Origin of the sequence: Colwellia sp. RSH04 (assembly GCF_003545765.1) — a bacterium.
Classification (GTDB): domain Bacteria; phylum Pseudomonadota; class Gammaproteobacteria; order Enterobacterales; family Alteromonadaceae; genus Colwellia.
The window spans coordinates 215,829-237,907 of record NZ_QXIO01000003.1; the positions used below are offsets into that span (position 1 = coordinate 215,829).

At 34.3% G+C, this 22,079-nt stretch carries 12 protein-coding genes; 2 read left to right on the plus strand and 10 right to left on the minus strand.

The genetic code is table 11. From position 1 onward, the window contains the following. Nucleotides 1-38: 38 nt before the first annotated feature. From D1094_RS06515 to dptF, 6 genes are read right to left on the minus strand one after another with little or no spacing between them, the layout of a single operon-like run. Nucleotides 39-1,274, minus strand: a complete 1,236-nt coding sequence (locus D1094_RS06515) for a DGQHR domain-containing protein (RefSeq protein WP_118959286.1) — start codon at nucleotides 1,272-1,274, stop codon at nucleotides 39-41. Next, nucleotides 1,267-1,773: a hypothetical protein gene (locus D1094_RS06520; RefSeq protein ID WP_118959287.1), complete on the minus strand. Its 507-nt coding sequence runs from the start codon at nucleotides 1,771-1,773 to the stop codon at nucleotides 1,267-1,269. The genes D1094_RS06515 and D1094_RS06520 overlap by 8 nt, the downstream gene beginning before the upstream one ends. Beyond that, nucleotides 1,760-3,223, minus strand: coding sequence for a HEPN domain-containing protein (locus D1094_RS06525; protein ID WP_118959288.1), 1,464 nt, complete (start codon nucleotides 3,221-3,223; stop codon nucleotides 1,760-1,762). The genes D1094_RS06520 and D1094_RS06525 overlap by 14 nt, the downstream gene beginning before the upstream one ends. A gap of 36 nt (nucleotides 3,224-3,259) precedes the next feature. After that, entirely contained in the window at nucleotides 3,260-10,495 is a 7,236-nt protein-coding gene (gene dptH, locus D1094_RS06530; protein WP_182440111.1) for a DNA phosphorothioation-dependent restriction protein DptH, read from the minus strand. Then, complete coding sequence (gene dptG / locus D1094_RS06535) at nucleotides 10,476-11,801, minus strand: DNA phosphorothioation-dependent restriction protein DptG (RefSeq protein WP_118959290.1); 1,326 nt, start codon at nucleotides 11,799-11,801, stop codon at nucleotides 10,476-10,478. The genes dptH and dptG overlap by 20 nt, the downstream gene beginning before the upstream one ends. Before the next feature lie 2 nt (nucleotides 11,802-11,803). Then, nucleotides 11,804-13,408, minus strand: coding sequence for a DNA phosphorothioation-dependent restriction protein DptF (gene dptF, locus D1094_RS06540; protein ID WP_118959291.1), 1,605 nt, complete (start codon nucleotides 13,406-13,408; stop codon nucleotides 11,804-11,806). A gap of 233 nt (nucleotides 13,409-13,641) precedes the next feature. On the opposite strand from dptF, the gene D1094_RS06545 reads away from it, so the two are divergent. Then, complete coding sequence (locus tag D1094_RS06545; RefSeq protein ID WP_118959292.1) at nucleotides 13,642-14,559, plus strand: YeeE/YedE thiosulfate transporter family protein; 918 nt, start codon at nucleotides 13,642-13,644, stop codon at nucleotides 14,557-14,559. A 248-nt stretch (nucleotides 14,560-14,807) separates the two neighbouring features. Here D1094_RS06545 and D1094_RS06550 read toward each other — a convergent pair whose 3' ends face one another. Next, entirely contained in the window at nucleotides 14,808-16,592 is a 1,785-nt protein-coding gene (locus D1094_RS06550) for an acyl-CoA dehydrogenase C-terminal domain-containing protein (RefSeq protein ID WP_118959293.1), read from the minus strand. Between the two features lie 233 nt (nucleotides 16,593-16,825). Between D1094_RS06550 and D1094_RS06555 the strand changes: the two genes are divergently transcribed. Next, nucleotides 16,826-17,821, plus strand: coding sequence for a hypothetical protein (locus D1094_RS06555; protein WP_259337846.1), 996 nt, complete (start codon nucleotides 16,826-16,828; stop codon nucleotides 17,819-17,821). A gap of 9 nt (nucleotides 17,822-17,830) precedes the next feature. Here the strand turns inward: D1094_RS06555 and D1094_RS06560 are convergent, their stop codons facing one another. The 3 genes from D1094_RS06560 to D1094_RS06570 all read right to left on the minus strand — a co-directional run bounded on the left by D1094_RS06560 (nucleotide 17,831) and on the right by D1094_RS06570 (nucleotide 22,040). Then, the gene (locus D1094_RS06560; RefSeq protein ID WP_118959294.1) at nucleotides 17,831-18,757 is read right to left on the minus strand and encodes a Dyp-type peroxidase; all 927 of its coding nucleotides are present in this window, start codon (nucleotides 18,755-18,757) and stop codon (nucleotides 17,831-17,833) included. Nucleotides 18,758-18,832: 75 nt separating this feature from the next. Next, nucleotides 18,833-19,036, minus strand: coding sequence for a hypothetical protein (locus D1094_RS06565; protein ID WP_118959295.1), 204 nt, complete (start codon nucleotides 19,034-19,036; stop codon nucleotides 18,833-18,835). A 115-nt stretch (nucleotides 19,037-19,151) separates the two neighbouring features. Then, nucleotides 19,152-22,040 carry an ATP-binding protein gene (locus D1094_RS06570; RefSeq protein WP_118959296.1) on the minus strand — a complete coding sequence of 963 codons (2,889 nt, stop codon included), beginning with the start codon at nucleotides 22,038-22,040 and terminating at the stop codon, nucleotides 19,152-19,154. Between the last annotated feature and the right edge of the window lie 39 nt (nucleotides 22,041-22,079).

A 22,079-nucleotide genomic window follows, 5' to 3' on the forward strand; every position in this document is an offset into this window, starting at 1 on the left:
ATATTTAAATCAAGGGGGAGATAGTTTTAGCTTCGATTTTAATTTTTACCCTTCAGGACAATTATATAAGACTCTAGTTCTTCACCTTTTATGTTTACCTCTTCAATAGTCTTTAGGCCACTTTTAATAAAAAGAATGTTTCTGATTCTACTTCTGAGCTTCGTTTGTATACCAAAAAAATCACTTTCAAAGTTAATTGATACTACAGGCTGAAATAGATCAAGGAAAAAATCTTCATTATAATCTTGCTTACCATCATAGCTCTTACATATGAATTTCAAAAAATCAAAGCATGCATGCACACCAAGTGTTTTTGTAAACACACCGTGATTCCATAGCGTTGACTCTAAAGCCTTAAAGAAGTTAAGAACAATATCAAAAATGGTCTTATCCTTATTGTTGATGAAATATTCCCTTAGAGGTGCACTTGTAGTGACATCTTTTACTGTCCCCCTATTTCGTCCATCTTTAATGGAGATAGTATGCATCAGCTCTCTATCATTTTTCGGATTACTTGTAATTAAAGATAAAATCCCATCTATGATTGAAGCCATCGATATGGTTGAGTCAGCTTTCGTATTAGCTAGACCAAGCTTGATCATGCCTCTTAATGGTGATGATTCATCTTCTGCTAACACTCGTGCAAAATACACAGCTAATGTTTCGGGTGTCCATGAACTTGGCTCCCCTTGCTCCATATCAAATTGAAATAAATTATAAGCAAGATTCTTATCTACTCTTTTTTGATTCATGTTTATATTCGTAAAAATACTAGCATGATATGGAAGTGGCAAATCAATAAATACGGAGCAGAGTAATGACATGTCTTTAGCTTCGGAGTTTTGAAATCCGAATACTCTATGTTGACCATCGATAATTGAAGCTAACTTTTTACCTGTAGGAATAATCAAGTTATAAAACCCGTCTCCCACCTCTTCAACTTCCCAACGATCATTAATATTTGTTATTAAGTTTCCATTTTCATCATAATTTGCTCCTAAAATTATCGAATTAGGAAAGCAAGCATCTACGGTTTCAGTGTACCTTTTTATTTCATTTAATCTTTTTGTCGTTCTAACCCTCTGGTTTCCTTTAAGCTTGTTTACAAACGTTCCTAGATAACTTGTCGTTTCGTCATCATAATCTTGTAAAATCTCAGCTTTGATCGTGTAGCAAGTTTGCAACAATTCTCTGGCCGTTAGTGTTGCAACATAAAACTCACCTAAAGGCTGTTCAACTTTAATAGCGGGTATTTTTATAGGAAATTCAATCATCTTTTTTGTCCGTTATTTTGTTAGCATCAGCTTTAGGAAAGCCCGTAGAGTCAGCGGTAGGTTCATCTTCTTCATCATCAAATCGCGGGTCATTAACATTTGCCATTAAAAATATAAGTAAGGAAAGTCCAGCCCCCCAATTTACTGCCAAAGAAATACCGGACTGGGTATAAAAATAACCAACACTACATAAAAGAAACGCGATAAACCCCACAATTAGCCCTAAAGCTGCAAAGTTTTGTTTATTACCTCTTCCTAAGAAGCCCTCAACAAACAAAGTTCCCAATATGGCAACAGAAAAAGTGAACATACTTTGGCTCTCAAACCATACAGCGGACGTGTTTTCTATTAATGGGGGAAGCCAAATACCGATACCGCCAATAAATAAAACTCCAACTATAAAGTAAGCTATGAACATAATGCTTTTTAAAGCGTTTCCTAGCCTTGTAAAAATTTCGGATAAAATCCCACTCCATGAATTTTTTCTAACTTTCAGCATTCTTGCTCCCTAAAAATTCATCTAGCATTTTAGGGGCAATATTTTTTCTTATCATCCAAACACCTTTCGATACCTGCTTGTAAATATCATACTTACCATTAAATAATTCCACATCTGACGAATTGGAATAGATAGCTCTTCTTACACTAGTTTTCCATGATCCAAATAGATGTCTTTGAGTCTGTGACTCAACTTGTTTATAAACATCTTCCAATGTACTGTAACCACCTAGCTCTTCGATCGCTAAAAAGACCTCTTTACTCCAAGTCTTTTGAATCTGTTTTTGCACATCATTTATTCTGTTAGCTAACTCCACAATATTTTCATTTGAGGGAATACCTTCAAATGAAACACTATCCTTCAATTGAATTAACTTTTGAACTTTGAGGCCTGTTGATTTTTCTATTCTATTTGAATCAATTAAACTCTTAACTAGCTCTGTTAATGGTAACTCCTTTTGACTCGGATCTATTGCTTTTATTTCCTCTTGTAGCAAAGCTATTTCATTAAAATAGTCTCCAACTTTTACATCTAAAGTAGTGGCAATCTTTTCAGATATAGCTAACCGGTCAGAATTATTAAGTTTTACTTCTTCTAAATTAGCAAAAGCTTTTTCGAGTTCAGGCTTTAACTCTTCAACTAACTCATGTATTTCTTCGAATTGGGTACTATTAAGACTAGAAGTGTGAGCAACTACATTTCTTAGTTCATACAACCTCTCCCATTTCTTTTTTAATGATGGCCCTTCAATATTTACATGTTTATTAAAGAACCGTGTCCAATTAGACTTAGGCATTAAGGCTTTAAGCTGTTTAATTGGAACATTTTCATTATCTTTATAGCTTTCTATTTCTTTATGGAGTCTGGCGTTACTGTCATTTTGATAATCATCAAAAAGAATTGGGCCTAAGTCTTTGAAATCTATTTTCTGAAGCTCTGAAGCATAGTTTCTATTTTTGGCTTTAGCGATAGAGTCTTTTACATTTTTAGGTAGATTGTTTGAAACCCAATCTTTACCTACTTTGGTGATCATGAAAAAAGTAATGAATTTCCTCATCAAACTTTCTATTTCATGAATCATGGAATAAGCTCTTTTAGAGTAAAAAAAGGAAATGTCATCTTGAAGTGTTTCCACAATGAAGCCTTGGTTTTTAAATACAGTTCTCATTTCCTTTAGTGCTTTCGAGTAAGAAACTAACTCCGTTGTTTTAGCTTTTATTGTTACATAAAAGTAACGCTGAGTTTTCTCAGGCACCACACCATGAATCACATGGTATTTAAATTTATCTTTGTTAAAGATGACTTGATTGTTTTGAATTTTAATAGGAGATTCATTTTGCAGCATCTTATTAAGCATACTGCTCGAATCAACTAAATTATAAAGAGCTTTTGAGGTTTTCTGATCTATTACAACCAAATACTCGGTAGTAAATATTTCATCAGAATTCATAGCTCGCCCACCTCATCACTCTGCTATTGAAAATAATCATATACGTTCACCTAACGAAGAAACCTTAACTACTCTCGCGCCTTGTTCAACAATGCCATATTCATTCATATGTAAACCAACTGAGATACACTCACCTTTTTTCAACTTAGCCAACTCTTGCAACCAAGCTTTCTTGTTTGAGGCAGGTACTGCCTGCTCTAATAATTTAGCGTAGCTTTCAATTTCAGTTTCAGCAGGAGCAAAAAACAATTTGTGTGCGGCTTGGAACAGGCGATCTTGTTCATCTTTTTTCAAGTTACTTAATGTTTGAGTAGCAAGAATTAACGACAAACCATATTTACGGCCTTCCGTTAACATTTTACCTAGGGGACTATCTAGCTTTTGATCTAAATTTTGAACTTCATCTAGTACTACAGGTAAAGGGTTATTCTTATTTCCATTAGTGCATGCATACGAATATAGATCCCAAAGAATAAATTCTGTCGCTAATCTCCAAATATCTCTGGATAACCTAGCTAGTTGAATTAACCTTGTAGTCGGATGTTGAGATTTAAAAATACCTTCCCAGCCCTGTGACGATTCTTCACAAGAGAAAAGGTTGGCTCTTACCATAGGGTGAAGCTTATTAGCTAGCGCTTCGCCATGCTTTCCTTCTTCTTGTAAGTCTTTTAACATTTTATCGAAGCGGTAATCTGCTCCATATAAATCAATCCCTTCTTCAATTACTTTTATTAAAGTGGGTAACTGCTGACTACCTATATCTGAGTAAACGGCATTAAATACAGATGCCACCCTAGAAGCAACGTCATGTGCTTTATCCGAAATTTTAAAGCCTGCAACTTCTTGGGTTTGTTTACTAAAAGGATTTAACTCTAATGGTTTATGGACCACCAAGTCTGTTCTAGGTTGTACTTTATTTTTAAATTCAGGCTCTAATTGTTCTGGTAAGAAACCATTGGTGTAATCTATTACCATCGAATTAAGTTGATGCTTAGCTAATTCCATCAATAACCCTTGAATACAATAGGTTTTACCCTGACCTGATCGGCCAAAAACAATTAAATGCCTATTGGCTAACTCTTTATTGCCATACTCCCAATAAACAGGTTTTAAGTTATCTATAGCTTGCCCAATTAGAACCCTGCAACTTTCAATATTCTTTGCCGTTGGAAGCTTTGGTGAGGCTTCTGTTGTTTTAATTTCTTTACTAATTGAAGGAGCGACTACTTGGACATGTTCTGTAGAAATAGTTGGTTCGCTTTCGTTGGCTATTGTGGTGGTAACACTATTACTAACGCCCCATAATGATGACTGATTAAAGCATCGAGATAAAACGTGTTTATGAACACATACGCGCTCATTAACAAAGGTAAAAGCTCCATCGCGAGTAGATGATTTATCTAATGCCTCCCTACAAATATCAGATAGCCCTGTATAATCAATTTCAGTGCTAGAAATAAGATTTTGAATGAAGTAATACTTTTTATCAAAGCTACTCGCATGAGCTTTCAACAATGAGATATAGAAGTATTTGTTATATTCTTTATCAAGATGCTTATTAAGATGTGATTGAACTTTTTCACCTTCAATAATTCGAGATTCTCTATCTATGTAGTCGATAGCCAAACTCAATGTACCTTCTATATCCACATTAATAAATGCATTATCTATATGAGCATAATGTGTTTCATCGATACGAACGATGTCGCCATCAGTTAATAGCTTATCTAGATAGAAAGAAGCATGACCAAGCGACTGACTTCTAATTTTAGATGCCACATCCTTTTTAGAAAGAGGTTTCAATGACGCTTTAAATAAATCGATTAAAACTGTCTTTTGAGAGGCTAAACTAAACTCACTATCAAGACTAACTGTATCGGCTCCAGACTTGCCATTAAAATATATGCCAAAAGGCTCACCAAAAGCTCTTACAATATGCCTTACAGTAAAGTATTCATCAGAGAAACCAACAGGCTTAAATATGTCAGCATGAAGGTTAACTGAGTTTCTTCCAGAGTGCTTATGTTCACTTAATTTAGAGTGAACTTTATTTAAAATTTGTTGTTTATCATCTTCACTAACATTTAGGTAAGATATGTGTCTATAAGTGCCACGTCCACTCTGGTATAAATACTCCTTATCAGCCGCGTAACCGTAACTATTTTCAGGTCTATCTGAATAAAAATCACCTGAAATAATATTTTTCTCTGTTGCATGATTTTGAATGCTTTGCCATGTACCTCCATTTGGGAAATCTAATAACGCATTAGTTATTCCTGGTACTTTTGGTAACGCCAGAGGCTTAATTTCTTCATCATTTTTCTCAAGAATACCTTCTTGAACCCAAATAGAAATTTGGTTTTCAGCTACAGCTAGCTCAATATTCATATTTTCATGTAAATACCAAGATAAGTCTTCAACATTGGCAGGAGACTTATTCCATACCCAAAACTCTTCAAATACTGCTTTATTCAAGTTTGGAGATGTAACTTTCCTAATTTCATTTTCTTTTAATGCACAACAAACTTCTAAGAAAGCATAAAAATTTTTATTGTTATTGAAATAAACTCGAAGCGAAGGAAATAAAGGTGCTCTCAACTCACTTAGGTTTGTTTTGGTAACTGCCCAAATAACTTTTGGTGAGATACTTAATTTTGCGATAAAGTTCTTTTTAGCTTTTGATTCAATTTGCCTAATTCTTTCCCTAGTTATATCGTAACTTTTTCCAATTTCCTCAAGAGTTTCACTATTACAATTAATACCTAATCGTCTAGACAGAATGTCATTCTCTCTTGTCTTTTCTTGTAAGAAATAATTTTCGAGATCGCTAATTAAGTGCTCTTCAAGCTCATCTAATGGCAAGTCAAAATTTTCTATTTGTTTTGAGGTTTCTTCTTGGTGGCTTATTGAAAATGCATTTTGTTTTAACTGCTCAGTAAACTCGAAAAACTTCTTAACTTTACCTTTACCGAAACCGTTTATTTCTTCCAGTGATGGTATCGTAATTTCATTTACTTGATTTACAGTTAAGTCAGCACCAAACTCTTTAAGCAAAGTATTAACTAAAGCTCTATATTCATCAGTTACGTTGATGGTACTCAGCTTAGCTGAATCGTCATCTGTCACTGGTTGCTTTACATTCGTTTCAGTTTTGTCGCTTGTTAAAGCTTCTTTTAAACGGTAAAAAGATAAAATATCTGAGGGTTCAAAATTTTCAATACGTTCTAAATCACTTTCGGTTAGTGATAATACATCTGTAATACTTATATCTTTTTGATAAAGGTTTAGTAACTTTTCTACAAAATTTTCTAGCTGATTTGGATAATCAAATTTTGCCACTTTCTTTTGTTCATCTTCTGTACCTAAATCACCTAGAGATGCTTTATCGGTATTATCTACAGGAGAAGTTATTACAGTAGCACCTTTATCTTCGATGGGCTGATTGATAAAAGTAGTAAGTTCGCTTTTAAGTAAACTTAATTTACTTATTTCTGGATAATCAGATTGTTTTTGGTATTTTTTAGCTAACTCCTCAATAGAGTTTTCATGGATCATTTTGACAAACTCTTGAGGTAAGCGAAGTTTTAGAACATTTACCTCTTCATCTAAATCACTCTCAATTCGAGAGCGTTCCATACCTTCATTTACAGCTAACGCTATTCCTTCCGGATAGTTAGATAGGTCACAAATCTCATAATCACCTTGTAATAAAGAGTCAGGATTATTACGTATATCTGAAAAATAACTTTCCGGGAAAACATTATACAATTCAAACTTATCAATTTGAGTTAAAACTTGCTGGATAAAGAGAGAACGATACACTTTTCCTTTAAATGTTTTTGGCTCAAGTAAGCGCTTCATATGATCTGCTAATGCTTTAGCTTGCTTTACAGCCTTGGTAAAATCAGTTCCTTTCTTTCTAGTTTTTACTTCTAGAGGTAATAATACAAGTTGGTCGTTTTTAATTCCCACAAACAAAATATCGTCAGATAATGCGCCTGTAGTTTTATTATGTAGTCGAGCAGAAAAATCATTATCTTTAATTTCTAAGCCAAGATTGCCTGTGACTCTTAGCATTTCTCCTACAGATAAAGGAATCCAGGTAACATCGCTCGTGATGAGTAAACTAGATAAAAACTTATACGCTGCAACAATCCCTTGCTTTTCCTTTATTTGTTTCTTGGTGTTTTCTGTTTTCTGCTTACCAGATTCTTTAACAATGCTTAATAACCATTGCCCATTTAATGCATTAAAAGAATTAATTAACTCATCAGATTGGCTTTGTAATAAATCTTTATAAAGGCCGACACGAGAGGACACCGTTATTGCGTCATAGGCTACCGAGTTGGTGTATTGGTCAGCATAGTGGATTAATATTGTATCTTTAGTATCGAAAAACTCTAGAGTAACCTTAGGGTCAATAATGCAAGTCCATAAACTTGAATCATATGACTTAGATAATTTATCTCTAAACGTATCTTTAACTGCAAGTACTGGCACATTGCCTTTTATGTATTTAGCCGACTTGTCTCGATACGCAAAAAGTAATTGGTTATATAGGGAGGCTAAACTAACGGATATGTTTTCTGCTTTTACATTCTTCAAGCCAAAACCAGTATAGAATACTTCATTTTCTAAATAAGAAGCTTCACCCGATAAAACACCATTACATACAATGCCTGACTTACCTTCATTTACGTTGTTTGGTCGTAGAGTAACTTCTTCATTATTTTTGAAAAAACTTAAATGTGCATAATCATAATCAGTAAACTCTCTTACTTTATGAATAGTGACATTTTTTCTTATTTTGAATATTAGGTCATCTAAAATCGCTTCTTTATCAGAACTGTTTAAGCGAACTAACTCACGTAGTTCTTCAATTTTTCTTGCTTCAGAAAACTCTTCAAATGCAGTAAAATGATATTGCTCATCGTACACATTAACTTGTATCTTCTTCGCCTTACCTTTTGTTTTTTTATAGTAATTTAAAATTCCCTTAAAAACGTGCGAGTTTCTTTGATTATTTATTGAGTTTATAATCAAAGGAGCATCTTTGCTTTGCTGAAATAACATATCAAAGCATGTTACAAAGTCTTGAATTTTCTCGTGTACTAAAGATGATATGTAGCTATTTCCGGAGTCTTTTTGTGGGACAACTTCTAACCAAAGTTTATTATTACCCAATGCTTGCGTTCTAACAAATCCTTCACTTTCATCAAATAATACAGGTAGTAGACCCGCTGCATTAAATTTATCAACAGTTGTAGGTGGAACCTGACTAAAAGAGTTTGTCTTATCCACACTTCTTAATTTGGCAAACTCTAGGGCATATGACAAACAAATAGGGTGGAAAGGACTGAAAAGTTCTTCATCTCCCTTTTTAATCATTCCTATTTTTAATAAATTACGACTTCTTTGACTTAGTGCTTCTTGAGGAATATTTTCTAATTCAGATTTAATACTAAGAAGCGCTATTTCAATTAAGTTAAGCAGTTCAGGAGGCCAATTAGTAATAGATAATAAAGTCTCATTTTCTGTTAACCATGAAAATAGTGCTTTATAGGCTTGGGCTACTTTAGGGTAGTCGTTTTCTATATCTTTTAGATACAGAGAGTTGGAAGCTTTATCATCAAAATATAAAACACCTCCATTGATAATTTTATATTCATCGATACACAGCTCTTTCGCCTTTACGGAAAGTTCCTTTTCTCTTCCACTGATAATAACTCTTGAGTTTGAAGGCTTGTATTTCGGTATTCTGTCTTTATCGAATATATCTATGCTTCGTTGTGTATCAAATAAACTAGGTAGTTTGACACTTTCAATAACTTTTGTGCCTGTAATGGTAATAGGTAAGTGGTAGTCGTTTAAAACTAACTCAAAATCACCTAAGACATCTTCTTCACCGCTTTGCCTGAAATCAATTTCTTTTATACCCTCACAATTAATCTCACTTTCTAAACCAGTAAAATTATGAATATTCAGGTTTTCTGGATTGAGGACTATTTTATCTTGAACATTTTCCAGTATGAGTTTGCCTTTGTTTCTTTTTATTTCAACTTCTAACTTTTCAAAAAAGTTATGTAAATAGAAAATATCCTTTTCTACAAAGCAACAGTTAAATTGAAAACATTCTCTTTGAGAAGGTCTTTTAAGCTTTAATTGTAAGAAGGTTGGTTTACCGTCAAATGGCAATTTTACATTGAGCGTTGAATGTTGGTCATGATTAGAGGTAGATATTATGACTTGGTTCTTTTTTAAGTCGCCATATGGAATAATCTGTTCTGGTTTAAGTAATGGTTCCCCCCTTGTCATCCTTATTTTTAATTCAATAACATTAGAAGTTACTTCTCCAACTAAAGAAATATACTTCTTGGACGTGCCTTCTTTCCATTCCTCAAGTTTCTGTCCGTTAATTTCAATATCACGTAGTTCTAGGTTCCTATCTTTATTTCGCTCAATTTCTGTTTCTATTTCTGAAAAAGTCTCATCTTTTATATTGCCTTTGATAACTTTATCTCTGATATAGCGTTCACTAAGTCCTATCTCTTCAAGCTGCCTTTGAAGCTCTGCGGGTTCGTCACCAAAATCATGCACCCTAGAATTAATTATTTGGGATAATCGAGCATTCCTATCTAACTCTTTCTTAAGAGCCTTTACATCGTCTATACCTGATAGTCTTGGTTCAGAGAAAAGGCCATGCTCTCTAAGGTCTATTTTTTCTTTGTGAATCGATTTGTATAGTGATTCATACCCAAATATACTAAGGTTTTGTTCCTTGATTCTGTTCTCTTCGCGAGCGACCAAATAATTAAAAATCAATTCATCTTTAATGCCTGAACCATGCTCAACTAACGCTTTATTTACATATTTAGGTGTAAATACACTATTGTTTACACTTACATCTGTAAATGTAGATGTTAGTGTTTCTAATGAGCTATTGTTTATTACAAATAAGATGGCATCTTTAATGTCGTTCAGCGCATCCCTAATGCCAGCAATATAATCTTCATGATTAGTGTTACTATCTTGATCACCTAGATGGTGCAACATGACAATAATTTTTTTACCATTTTCAGCCTCTACATAATTCAACGTAGAGTTACCAACGACAAGAGGTTTAAAGTTTAAATTTTTAAACCCGTTATACAACTGAAGTGATTGTGCCGGGTTAGAGCTGATAAAATGATATTTAGTATCTATTGAATTTGACGTTGTTATAAATTGACAAAACAACCCAGCTAAAAATTCTTCAAATGGTAGTTTTGACATAGACTGCATCCCCGCTGTCACTTAATTTTTCGATATTTCCTACATTTTCGTAGAATTTTAATAAGGCTTTCTTGGACATTATATCCAACCAAATGCCACGTTCTTTAAAGCCTTCAATTACATCATCAATAAGAAGCTGACTTTCTGATGAACCGCTTATTACTAGATTGGTAAGCAGCAATAACATGTTAGAATTTAAAACAAAATATTTACCAGCAGCCTTTCTATCAGTAATAAACTCTGCTGCGAATTTTTTTTCAAATATTTCAACGACTTTCTTATTTGCATCTTTTCTTGATGTTTTGTCGAATATTTGTTTTTGTAAATTAAGGCCGGAGTTAACTGCTGCCTGAAGTGAATCTTCATGCCTATAACCCTCATCAAATAGTTGCCCTATACATTGATTGAACTGATTTACTTTAGGAGACAAATTACTATTATTAATTAACATCCAACTTGGCTCTTTTGATAGTTGACTCAAATAACCTAAATAAGGGAAAAGATACAAAGCAATGCCATTTGTTTTACTAAATAAATGATCGTACCCATATTGATTACATTCATGCCTTTCTTTACTTGCCCTCTCTGTTTCTAATATGAAATAAAGGGGTTTAGCTGTAGGCGTTTGATATCTATTACCAGGAATGCAAAGGTGCTTGGTTAGTTGGGTTAAATATAAGAATGTATAAATATTTATAAAACCTTCTAACTCACTTAAGAAATAACTGGAATTTTTTGTTAGTGTTTTAATGTCTTTTGAAAATGCTTCAGCTAAAAATGGTAAATAGGTAACACTTCCTTCATTGAAAGCTTTAGTTTTGCAAAGCTGTTGAATTTTTTCTATCAATAATGACTCAAGCGGGTTATTTCCACTAGATATTAACTTGTCACTTAAAGGTGATGTTAACAATCCCTGAACAATATTGATCATTGTTTTGGTTCTAGACGTTAACGTTTCTTTGTTACTCACCAAATATGCCAAAGGCGTGATATTATTTATAGCGTTGGAGGATAGGTAAAGTTCATCAAAAACATCGACTAATTCACGGGTATCTCTACTATTTCGAAAAGACTCTAGTACTTCTTCTTTAAGCTGCTCTCGGTCTCTTTTTCCTAATGATAATTGAAATAAATCTTCTATAAGTGATTGATAAACTCGATCCCAATCTAGCTTATGATCTTTAAGTGTTTGAGGCCCGATAGGTAAGAACTTATCTGCAACATTGCTATATGCTGAACCATTATTGTTTTCTATAAGTTTTTCAACATCTGATATAGAAGATTCGATAATACTAAAATGTTCCATTTCTATACCTCAACTGTATATCTGCGTCTGTTTTTACTCACAGATATAGTTCTATTATTGCTTATCAATTTCATTGATTCGGTTTTTATGGTTCGGTCTACAATATGTGAAATAAGCTCATCAAACTTAGCAATAGTTTCCAAGTTTTGACGGTTAGGTCTAAAACCATTCGAGATATAAACAGCTTGAATCATAGTGTTGAGATCAATATTAAATATATAGACAGGTTCATTGTTTATGACTAGCGGAATAGGGATTTTGTCGATTGATGTTAATTTATGGTTTTCTATCCATTCTAAGTCAGCCTGGATATTTACCTTGTTGCAGATTGAATAATCTTTTAGTTTTCGACTAACGATAAAGCCATCAACCTTTGAAGGTAAAAGTCTATTAGAGTATTCCAATGCTGAATTAACTATTAACTCCTCGACAATGTTTAAACATAAATCTTCGTCTTCACTCGTTAGTTCACTTTTTTGAAATATATCAATTAAACCTAGGTAATTGGTGAGTGATTCTTGTAAAAATGACTCTTTCGAGAAATCAGCTAATGATGATTTTAGTGTTTCTTCCCCCAAGAGATATGCGGCTCGCACAATCCCTTCAGGGGTTAATATGAAGTTAGTTAAAGATGACAGTATATTAATATCATCTTGCACTTCAGAAGATAAAGTTTGAGTAGTATATTCAAGGTAAAAGCTATCTAACGCTTGACTACGTACATTAATAGGATCTACTTTCGTAAAACACCGACTAAATTCATTATCAAATTTAGTAAAAACATTCCCAATAATTCCATCTTCATTTTTCATTGTTAATATTTGATAGATAAAATCTACAAAAATTCGAGGGATAAGGAATTGCTCTTCCATTAGTCTCGCTAATCCAAATAATTCAATTAACTTATTTTGGAATGAAGCTAACGATAAAACTTCAAAATTTTTCGCCACGTAAGAGCTAGTTTTATTTTCTAATTGGTAATATTTATAAAAGGAATTATTTGGTGTTTCTTCTGTGAGTTTTGTTAAAAATTTAGATATAAAATCAGAGGTAACTTGGGAAGATGAGAAATTCAATCTTGGATAACATTCGAAATCATAAAAGCTAACAGCTTTAGCTGTAAAGCCTTTTACATGCCTATTTTCAAAATATTCTTCAAAAGACTCTTTAATATCATCATGCCGCTCACTTCCTTGTTTAATAAACTTTTGAAGCATCCCTATGTTTATGCCGATCGCTAAAGGTTTGTTGCTTAACTTAAACTCATCAAATTTTTCATCTAAACAATCTATAGCTGATTTATGTTGGCTATTACTGTGGGTAGCATCTAAATGGAAATCAATCGAGTGACTGAATTTTTTATATAACTGAGTCAGGATTTCAGACTTTCCATCGCCAGAGCTTCCGCATAAGCAAATAAGACTATTAGTATGTGGTCGCTTCAAGGCATTTTCTAATTCACCTTCAAATTCGATCTGAATATCGGGAATAATATAAAGGTGATCTTTTAGTTTTTGGAACTCATCTACAGTATTGTCTGTTCGTAATGTTGATACAGAGTATTTTGAAGCTCTTGATAATACGCCTAACGCATCTTGTAAATTCACTTTATCTCCTTATAAAGATAGCCCTATAACTCAATGATTAATAAGTAGGAAAACCTCAATTGTACATATATGTATAATGCTATAGTTCTAATCGAATGTCTGTAACAAATTGCACTTATGGCCTGCATCATGATCTTAAACAAAGAGAGTGGGTGAGGATTTATTTGCGCGATTCAATAAATTCAGGCGTTATGGTCCATAATAAACACATATAAAAAAAGAGGCGAGTGGCTATGCCGTTATCGGTGACGTTATCATTAGTTTGTATTATTGGCTACTTGGCACAGTTTATTGGGTTGTGCATGGTCAGAGGCGTAAACGAGTTAAAAAAAGGTAAACCTGAGTTTCTTATCGCTATATTGTGCAGTGGTGTTTTATCCTGGGTTGCGATGCTTTTTACTTCTTTTGCTGATATTCCAACAAACTTTAAAACATTTGAAATCAATATATGGTTTGCTATTGGCGGACTGTTGTTTGGTTTTGGAACCGCGTTTAATCAAGGGTGTGGGGTTTCAACTTTAGGTAAGCTATCTAGAGGAGATTCAAAAATGATCTTCACTATTCTTGGTTGGTTAATCGACTGGTCTATTTTAGCTAAATGGAATCCATCAATTAGTCATAATAAGTTTATAATTTCGTCTGATATCACAATAGGATTGTTGGGTATTTTATCCATTATTTTAGTTGTTTGGGCATTTCTTGGTAATAAAGAAAGAAGAAAGTTATGGTCTACTATGATGTTGATTGGGCTTATTGGCGGTTTTGTTTTTCTCTTTGATCCTAAGTGGCCGCCAAGTGGCCTTCTCCTTAAAATCAGTAATGCAATAGTAAATCCTGACAGCAGCTTATGGCCTCCCAAAGAGAGCTACTTTTTATTTATTGCTCTACTCATTGGAATGTTTTCTGCTGCTTTATACACCAAAACATTTGAAGTCATAGGGTCTAATTTGAAAGAGTGGTCATTACATATTATGGCAGGCACGTTCATGGGTATAGGAGCCTCACTGGCACTCGGAGGGAACGACACTCAATTATTACTAGCATTACCAACCTTTTCACCAGCAGGAATAGTTGCAGTTTTAGGAATGTTGGTTGGTATTTGGGTAGGCTTATTTGTCAGGGAAAAGGGTTTGGCTAAAATAAAAATTTAAAAATAAAAAAATAAAAAAAACTCATTACTTATTAAAATGGTCGTTTTCAAAACAAATTATTAATTAGAATTTAGCTTATCTAAAATTTCCTTATGGAGTGATATGACCAAAGAAATAGGCTGTAGCCATAAGTGTTCTGCCACCCAAAACATTTGCACAATCAAAAAAATAAGCCTGATTGATAAAATCAGGCTTATTATATTAGTGGTATTATATCTTAGCTAACCTAGTGCTCGCTATAGTAAGCACTAGAATAAGTTATCATCAATAGCAAAAAGAGGTTGGCTACCAGAACGAATACTCGCTAGTAAGGAAAGTCTTCTAGGTAATAAGCGTGCAAAGTAATATCTCGCTGTTAGTAATTTACTCTGGTAAAAATCACTCTGGGTTTCTTCACTCGCAAATGAAACTTGAGCCATTTTTGCCCAAGTAAATGCCATTGCGGTATACCCAAATACATGTAAATAGTCATTAGCCGCAGCACCTATTTCTTCAACATCAAGCGTCGACTTTTCAAGTAACTCTTGCGTTATGGTGGTGAGATCATTTAATGATTCTGATAGTGGTGAAATGAATTCAGACATTAGCGCGTTATCTTTATTCTGCTCAATAAAGCTCATCACCTCTTCTTTGAAAACATGATACATGGCACCTTTTGAGCCAATAACTTTACGCATCAATAGATCCATTGCTTGAATACCATTAGTTCCTTCGTAGATTTGTGTAATACGTGCATCACGAACTAATTGCTCTTGACCCCACTCACGAATATAACCATGTCCACCAAAAACTTGTTGGCCAGCAACCGTATTTTCAAAACCCAGATCAGTAAAGAATGCTTTAGCGATAGGTGTCAACAATGCTGACAAAGTATCGCCTTGTTTTTGAATATCTCCTTCACCGTAAGTCGCGTAGTCTAATTGCATAGCAATATAGCTTGATAAAGCGCGAGATCCTTCATTAAGTGCCTTCATATTAAGCAGCATACGACGCACATCGCCATGCACCATAATAGAGTCTGTTTGCTGATCAGGATTTTTAGCGCCTGATAATGCACGGCCTTGACCACGATCTTTTGCATACTCTAAAGCATTTTGATAAGAACGAACAGCAGCACCTAAACCTTGAATACCAACACCTATGCGTTCAAAATTCATCATAGTGAACATACAAGCTAGGCCTTTATTCAATTCACCAATTAAATATCCTTTAGCGCCATCAAAATTCATTACACAGGTTGCTGAGGCGTGAATGCCCATTTTGTGTTCAATAGAGCCACACGAGACATTATTGCTCTCACCTAAGCTTTCATCTTCATTGACTTGAATTTTTGGTACTAAAAATAAAGAGATCCCTCTAGGACCTTTAGGTGCATCAGGTAACTTAGCTAACACTAAATGAATAATATTGTCTGTTAAATCATGTTCGCCACCAGTAATAAAAATCTTATTACCGGTAATTTCATAACTGCCATCGTCTTGAGGAATAGCTTTAGTGCGAATTATACCCAGGTCAGAGCCCGCATGAGCTTCTGTTAAACACATTGAAGCAGCCCATTCGCCTGAGTACATTTTGGTTAAGTAACGCTCTTTTAATGCTTCATTACCATGTTTAGCTAAAGATAATGCAGCACCAGCGGTTAATGACGGATATAGGGCGAATGAAATGTCTGCACTACAGAGCATTTCTTCATGCAATGCGGTTAGCATTTTTGGCATACCCATGCCACCATACTCAACATCCCCACCAAGAGCTGCCCACCCACCTTCTGCGTAAGTAGCAAACGCTTCTTTATATCCTGGTGCAGTTTTAACTTTACCATTGTCATAACTAACGCCGGTTTCATCACCTTCTCTCGCTATAGGGTCAATCTCTTGCTCTGCAATTTTGGCACATTCTTGCAAAATGGCTTGAGCTGTATCTTTATCAACTTGCTCCGCTAGTTTAGGCAGTTTCTGCCACATTTCATCAGCCTTGAATACCTCAAACAATAAGAAATTCATATCTTCTAGTGGAACTTTATACTCAGCCATTTTAGACCCCTTAACAAAACCAAACGAACATTTAAAACAGTTGTTTGAATATACCTTATCAATAGTAAATGTAAAGCTAAAAAATGTTGACTCAACATTATGAAAGCACTTTGAACGCGCAAAGCGGAATTTTTTTTAGTGTGTGTTATAGTGAATAATCAAAGGTATAGGTAAATTTTTCTTCAAAGTCCAATAACGGTATTAAGTTAGAGATTACTAGGAAATAGTACTGAATGAATATACGAAACACTTTACCAACGCAATTAATAGGTAGCTTGATAAGCGCAAGTATAGTCTTTTGTGCTTTGGTACCAGCAAGAGCTGAACAAATAACCTTTTCTAAAGTACAACAAGAGCAACAGGTTACCTTTAATTATCGTTGGAAAGATCATAATAATACCGAACAATCTATGGCGTTTAGTTTACAGAATGAAAATATTTTTGAACGCTTCAGACACCTCAAAATATACCAACCCAAGTTCGCTCAAAAGTCAATTTTGAGAAATATTAAAAAACAGTTACGTAAAGAGAAATTGCCCGGTGTAAATATTAATTATCAACAAAGTCAGGGAGAAACAAGCATTGAGGTGCGCGGACAAGATGAGAAGCAGGTTGCATTAGCTTACGCCAAAATAAACAAAATAGAACAACAGCAAAGAGAGCTTTACTACAAAAAAAATTACTATCAAGCCTTTACTAATTACGATCAATCAACAGGTATTAAAGTCGATCATCGCAGTATAGCCGATGACTCTGTTTTAGATCTAAAGCCATTAAAACCACTCATTTTAGATCAAGTGTCGATTAAAAATATTCGTAAGGTCACAAATTATGTACTGGGTTTTATACAAAGCATTCCCTACGCAACGTTAGAAGATAGAATGACGTCTTCGGGTGCTGGCTTTAATCCTCCTTTAAAGCTGCTCTGGGAAAACCAAGGTGATTGCGATAGCAAGATGACCCTAGCCGTAGCGCTATTAAGATCGTTAATGCCACGTATTGAAATGGTATTAATATATATTGAACAACATGCTTTTATTGGCATTGCTATACCTGCAAAAGCAGGCGAGTTAACAATTAATCATGAAGGAATAGAGTATCTGCTGGCAGATCCCACTGGGCCCGCACTACTTCCTTTAGGAAAGTTAGCCCCTGAATCTGAATTGGCGATAACGCAGGGGCAATATGTCGCAGAGAGTTACTATGCGAGGCAAATATCACAAGAATAATACAAACAACTATTCAGTATATAGACTAGCGATGAAATCAAGACTCGGTGCAAAAAAAGCCGCACCCGATTCTGCTTGAGTATATTTTAATAAATGATCTACATGCCCTTCACTATCGCCATGAATCATACTGTTTAGCATCATTTCAAATGGTTCAGGCGAATGACAATAAGAAACAAAGAACAATCCTTTTCTTTTCATATCACCATAAGGCATGCTTTGCCTTAAAATCTCAAGACTATTACCCGTTTCATCTTTTAAACTTGTTCGCTTAGTATGTGCCGTTAATGGCTTATCTTCACTGTTATATTCAATATTATCGACTTTAGTTCTACCGTAAACATCTTCTTGTTCACGTTCAGTGATTGAGTTCCATAACGCTAAATTATGCTGATATCGTTGCACGTGCAAATAGCTCCCTGAAGCAAATTCAGTATCATCAGCTTCTTTTACTAACGCGACTTCTCTGCGGTGAATACCTTGCGGATTTTCAGTGCCATCAACAAAGCCTGTTAAATCTCGTCCATCTAAGAAACGAAATGCTTGTATTTGCTCAATCAGCTCTACGCTATCACCTAATAACTGGCAAACTTTAGAGCTGACAATATGATTTACATCAGCGCGATCACTTCGAATTTCTACATATATATCGTAACTGCTCGCTGGTGCAACTCTGTCATCACTATCCATTGCGATGAAAGGCTTTAATAATTTTGGTCTTGCATCAGGGTAGAATTCATCCCAATAATTTGCTCCAATAGCCACCACACCAATTAAATTCGATTCAGAAAATTCTTCTGCGTATACGTCAAATAAGGCAGGCAGACGGGAAATTGCGGCACGAATAAACGCGTTTTTATCATCCAATGCATTAAAAAGCAGATAGCTGCCATGTAAATTAGGCTCTGCGCAAATACCAAATTGTTCTCTAGCCATTTGAATTCTCATTACAAAAATATTTTATATCTAAGTCGATTGTACACAAATAATTTTCTTTTATCATGAGCTTGATTACATTACTTGCCATAAACCTTCTTTATTAGGACACATAAGCTGTTCTAACGTTTCTTTCTGTTTATTAAATGAGTTGATAAACTCAACCTGAACACATGGTTTTTCTTGATGTTTCTTAAAAGATATTTCAGTAATAAACCCAGAATTTCTACTGTCGATATTACTCAAAAGAATATGCTTTTCATCTTTATTATCTAACAAACTAATAAGGTGCTCTTGAAGAGTTTCTTCAGCACGAGTTAAATAGTTAAGTTATGACTAAAATCACCAGAGATATTGAAAAGTTTTTCATCGTTTGTTTACTTAAAATGTGACGCTATTTATTGAGTATAAGACTTAATTCATCAAGTAAACAGTCAGCCAAATCTTCAATAACATCATCTCTGTTACTTTGCGATAAAGGTGTTTTTTTCAAAAACTGTTCTAGCTCTTGCGCGCTTTGTCCTAACTCAATATAACCAAACATTTGAGCTGCACCAGCTAAACGGTGAACAAAACGCTCAAGGTCAGCATACTCTTTATTTGTCATCATAGTGCTTAGCTCATGCTTATCTTGTGCTAGATTAACAACAAATGAGGCTTTAAGATCAGAAAAATCTATATTATCTATAGCATTAGTTAAAGATAAGGCGTTAGGTGAGTCAGCCGCAGTATGTTGATAATATTTATCGATAGTGAGTAAAAACTGTTTTCTCTCTATCGGTTTTTTTAAATGCCCATCAAACCCCAATGCAATAAAGTAACTTATTTCATGTGACATTGCGTTAGCGGTTAACGCGAATAATGGTTTTTTATAACCTGTATTTCTTAGCTTTCTAAAAGCCTCTACACCATCCATTATGGGCATTTGAATATCTAATAAAGCTAAGTTAGGTTCATGCTCCATACAAAGCTCTACCGCTTGCTTTCCATTATTAGCACACAACACTTCTAAACCTATTCCTTCAAGCATTCTTGCAATCAAACGACGATTATCATCATGATCATCTGCAAGTACAATTTTCCCTTTATATTGGTTATTTTTAAGTTCTTGCTCTTGAATATCCTTTTGATCGAGGTTAGCAGCAACATTTTGCTGATAAGGCATACTAAAACAAAAAGTACTACCTTTACCGACGACACTTTCAACTTCAATTTTACCTGACATCAATAATGCTAACTGACTTGATAAATAAAGGCCTAAGCCTGAGCCACCAAATCGACGACTTATGCTGTTATCTGCTTGAGTAAATAATTCAAAAATTGTCGATAAATGTTTTTCAGACATTCCTATACCAGTGTCAGATACTGAAAACGATAATGCCTGACCATCGCAAGTAATGGTTAATGTTACGCCACCTCTTTCTGTAAACTTAATAGCATTAGAGCATAAATTAATTAAAATTTGTTTTAATCGAAAACTATCAATGGTGACAAAAAATGGTGATGGTATTTCATGTTTAACGTTAAATGCTAACTGTTTCTTTTTAGCTTGTTCTGAAAAAATATCGCTAATTGCGTCAATAATCTGATGAAGATCGTACTCACGTAGCTCCAAATCTAATTTGTTTGCCTCAATTTTACTTAGATCCAATATTTCATTAATTAACTGCAATAAATGTAAACTATTGCCATGAATTACCTTCACTTCATGGGGCAACTCTGTCTCTTCTATATCTCCATTAATGATTGCCTCAGACTGACCAACAATTGAAGTAAGCGGCGTTCTAATTTCATGGCTCATGTTGGCTAAAAATTGACTTTTTACTTGGTTAGCTTGCTTTAACTCTTGCGTGATAAACTCAAGCGCTTGAGTTCTCTGCTGCACTCTACTTTCTAATTCTTTGGTTAGTCTACTTTCTAAGCGTCTTCTGTAAATTAAAAATGCGATGAATAAAATCAAGATAATCGCTAATAAAATAAGCCCTCGTTGCTGCTCTAGTTTTATCATTTGAAGTTGCTGAAGCTTTTTGTTTTGCTCTAAGCGAATCACTTGCTGTGCTAATTGTTCTGATTCAAACTTTGCTAACTGTTCATTTAATTTTGCATTCGCTTTTTGATACTTTTTATACTCATATTGATGCATTTGCTCAATGGCTAATTGGTAATTATCCAATTTCATATTGATCAAAGAAGACACCAATAAGTTACTCAATAAAAGTGCGGAATAATCTTCTTTTTTCGCAATAGCGGTTGACTGCGCTATGTAATCAGCGGCCGCTGTTACATCCCCCATCGCAAGTGAAGCTTTTGCCATACTTTGCAAAGTACCCGCATACGCTTTTTTATGGCTAATTTTACGGCTTAATTCAGCACCTTCCTTTGCATAATCCATCGCTTTTTCAGGCTGTTGCATATGGTTATATATCTCAGCAACATTATGTAATTGAGATGCTATTTCAAATGTAATATTCTCAGATTGAAAATAATCAAGAGAGACTAAAGTGTGTTGTAAAGCTAGTTCAAATTGACCTGAATATTTAAAAGCGACCCCTAAATCGGCCCTAGCTTTAGCGATACCAACATTGTCACCTAACTTTTCAAGCTTAGGAATAATCTCTTTTAACATTGTTATGGCAATATCAAAGCGCTTTAAATTAATCAGCATGGTTGCGATGTTATAACGTACATCGACTTTGTCATTTTCTGAACCAAACTGTTGATATAAAGCTTCTGCCTTTTTATAGCTCTGCAATGCAAAGTTGCTTTTACCTAACAAAACATAAGCGAGCGCAATATTGTTAAGTAAATTAGCTTGTTTAACCGCATTCTGTTGATATTTTTCACTCTTAAGTGAGAATTGAGATGCTTCTCCCTGATAAAAATCGTATGAGTTTTGATAGTAGTCTACTGCATTTGCGTACTCACCAAGAAAATAATAACAAACACCGAGTAATTTATTTAATTCAGCCTGTTCGCTTATTAAATTTTGATGATAAGCAATTTTTAAAGCGTCTTTAGCAGGAGAAATTGCCAGTTCATATTTACCCATTTGGTAATAGGTATTACTTTGAAGAGATAAAAGTAACAAGCGGTCACTAGAAGAAAAAGACTTTTTTAACAGCAGCTTATCTAATTCATTAATAGCTTCATTTTTATTTTCATTATTTTTAATATCTGTAAGTTGTTGCTCAATATGACTCGATTGCGCGGCAAAAACAGCGCCAGTTTGGCAATAGAGCATAACTGAGAATAAAAGAAGGATAATTAGTTTATAGCGTTCCATCGGTAACAATCCATGACTGAATTTCTCTTTTATTTCAAG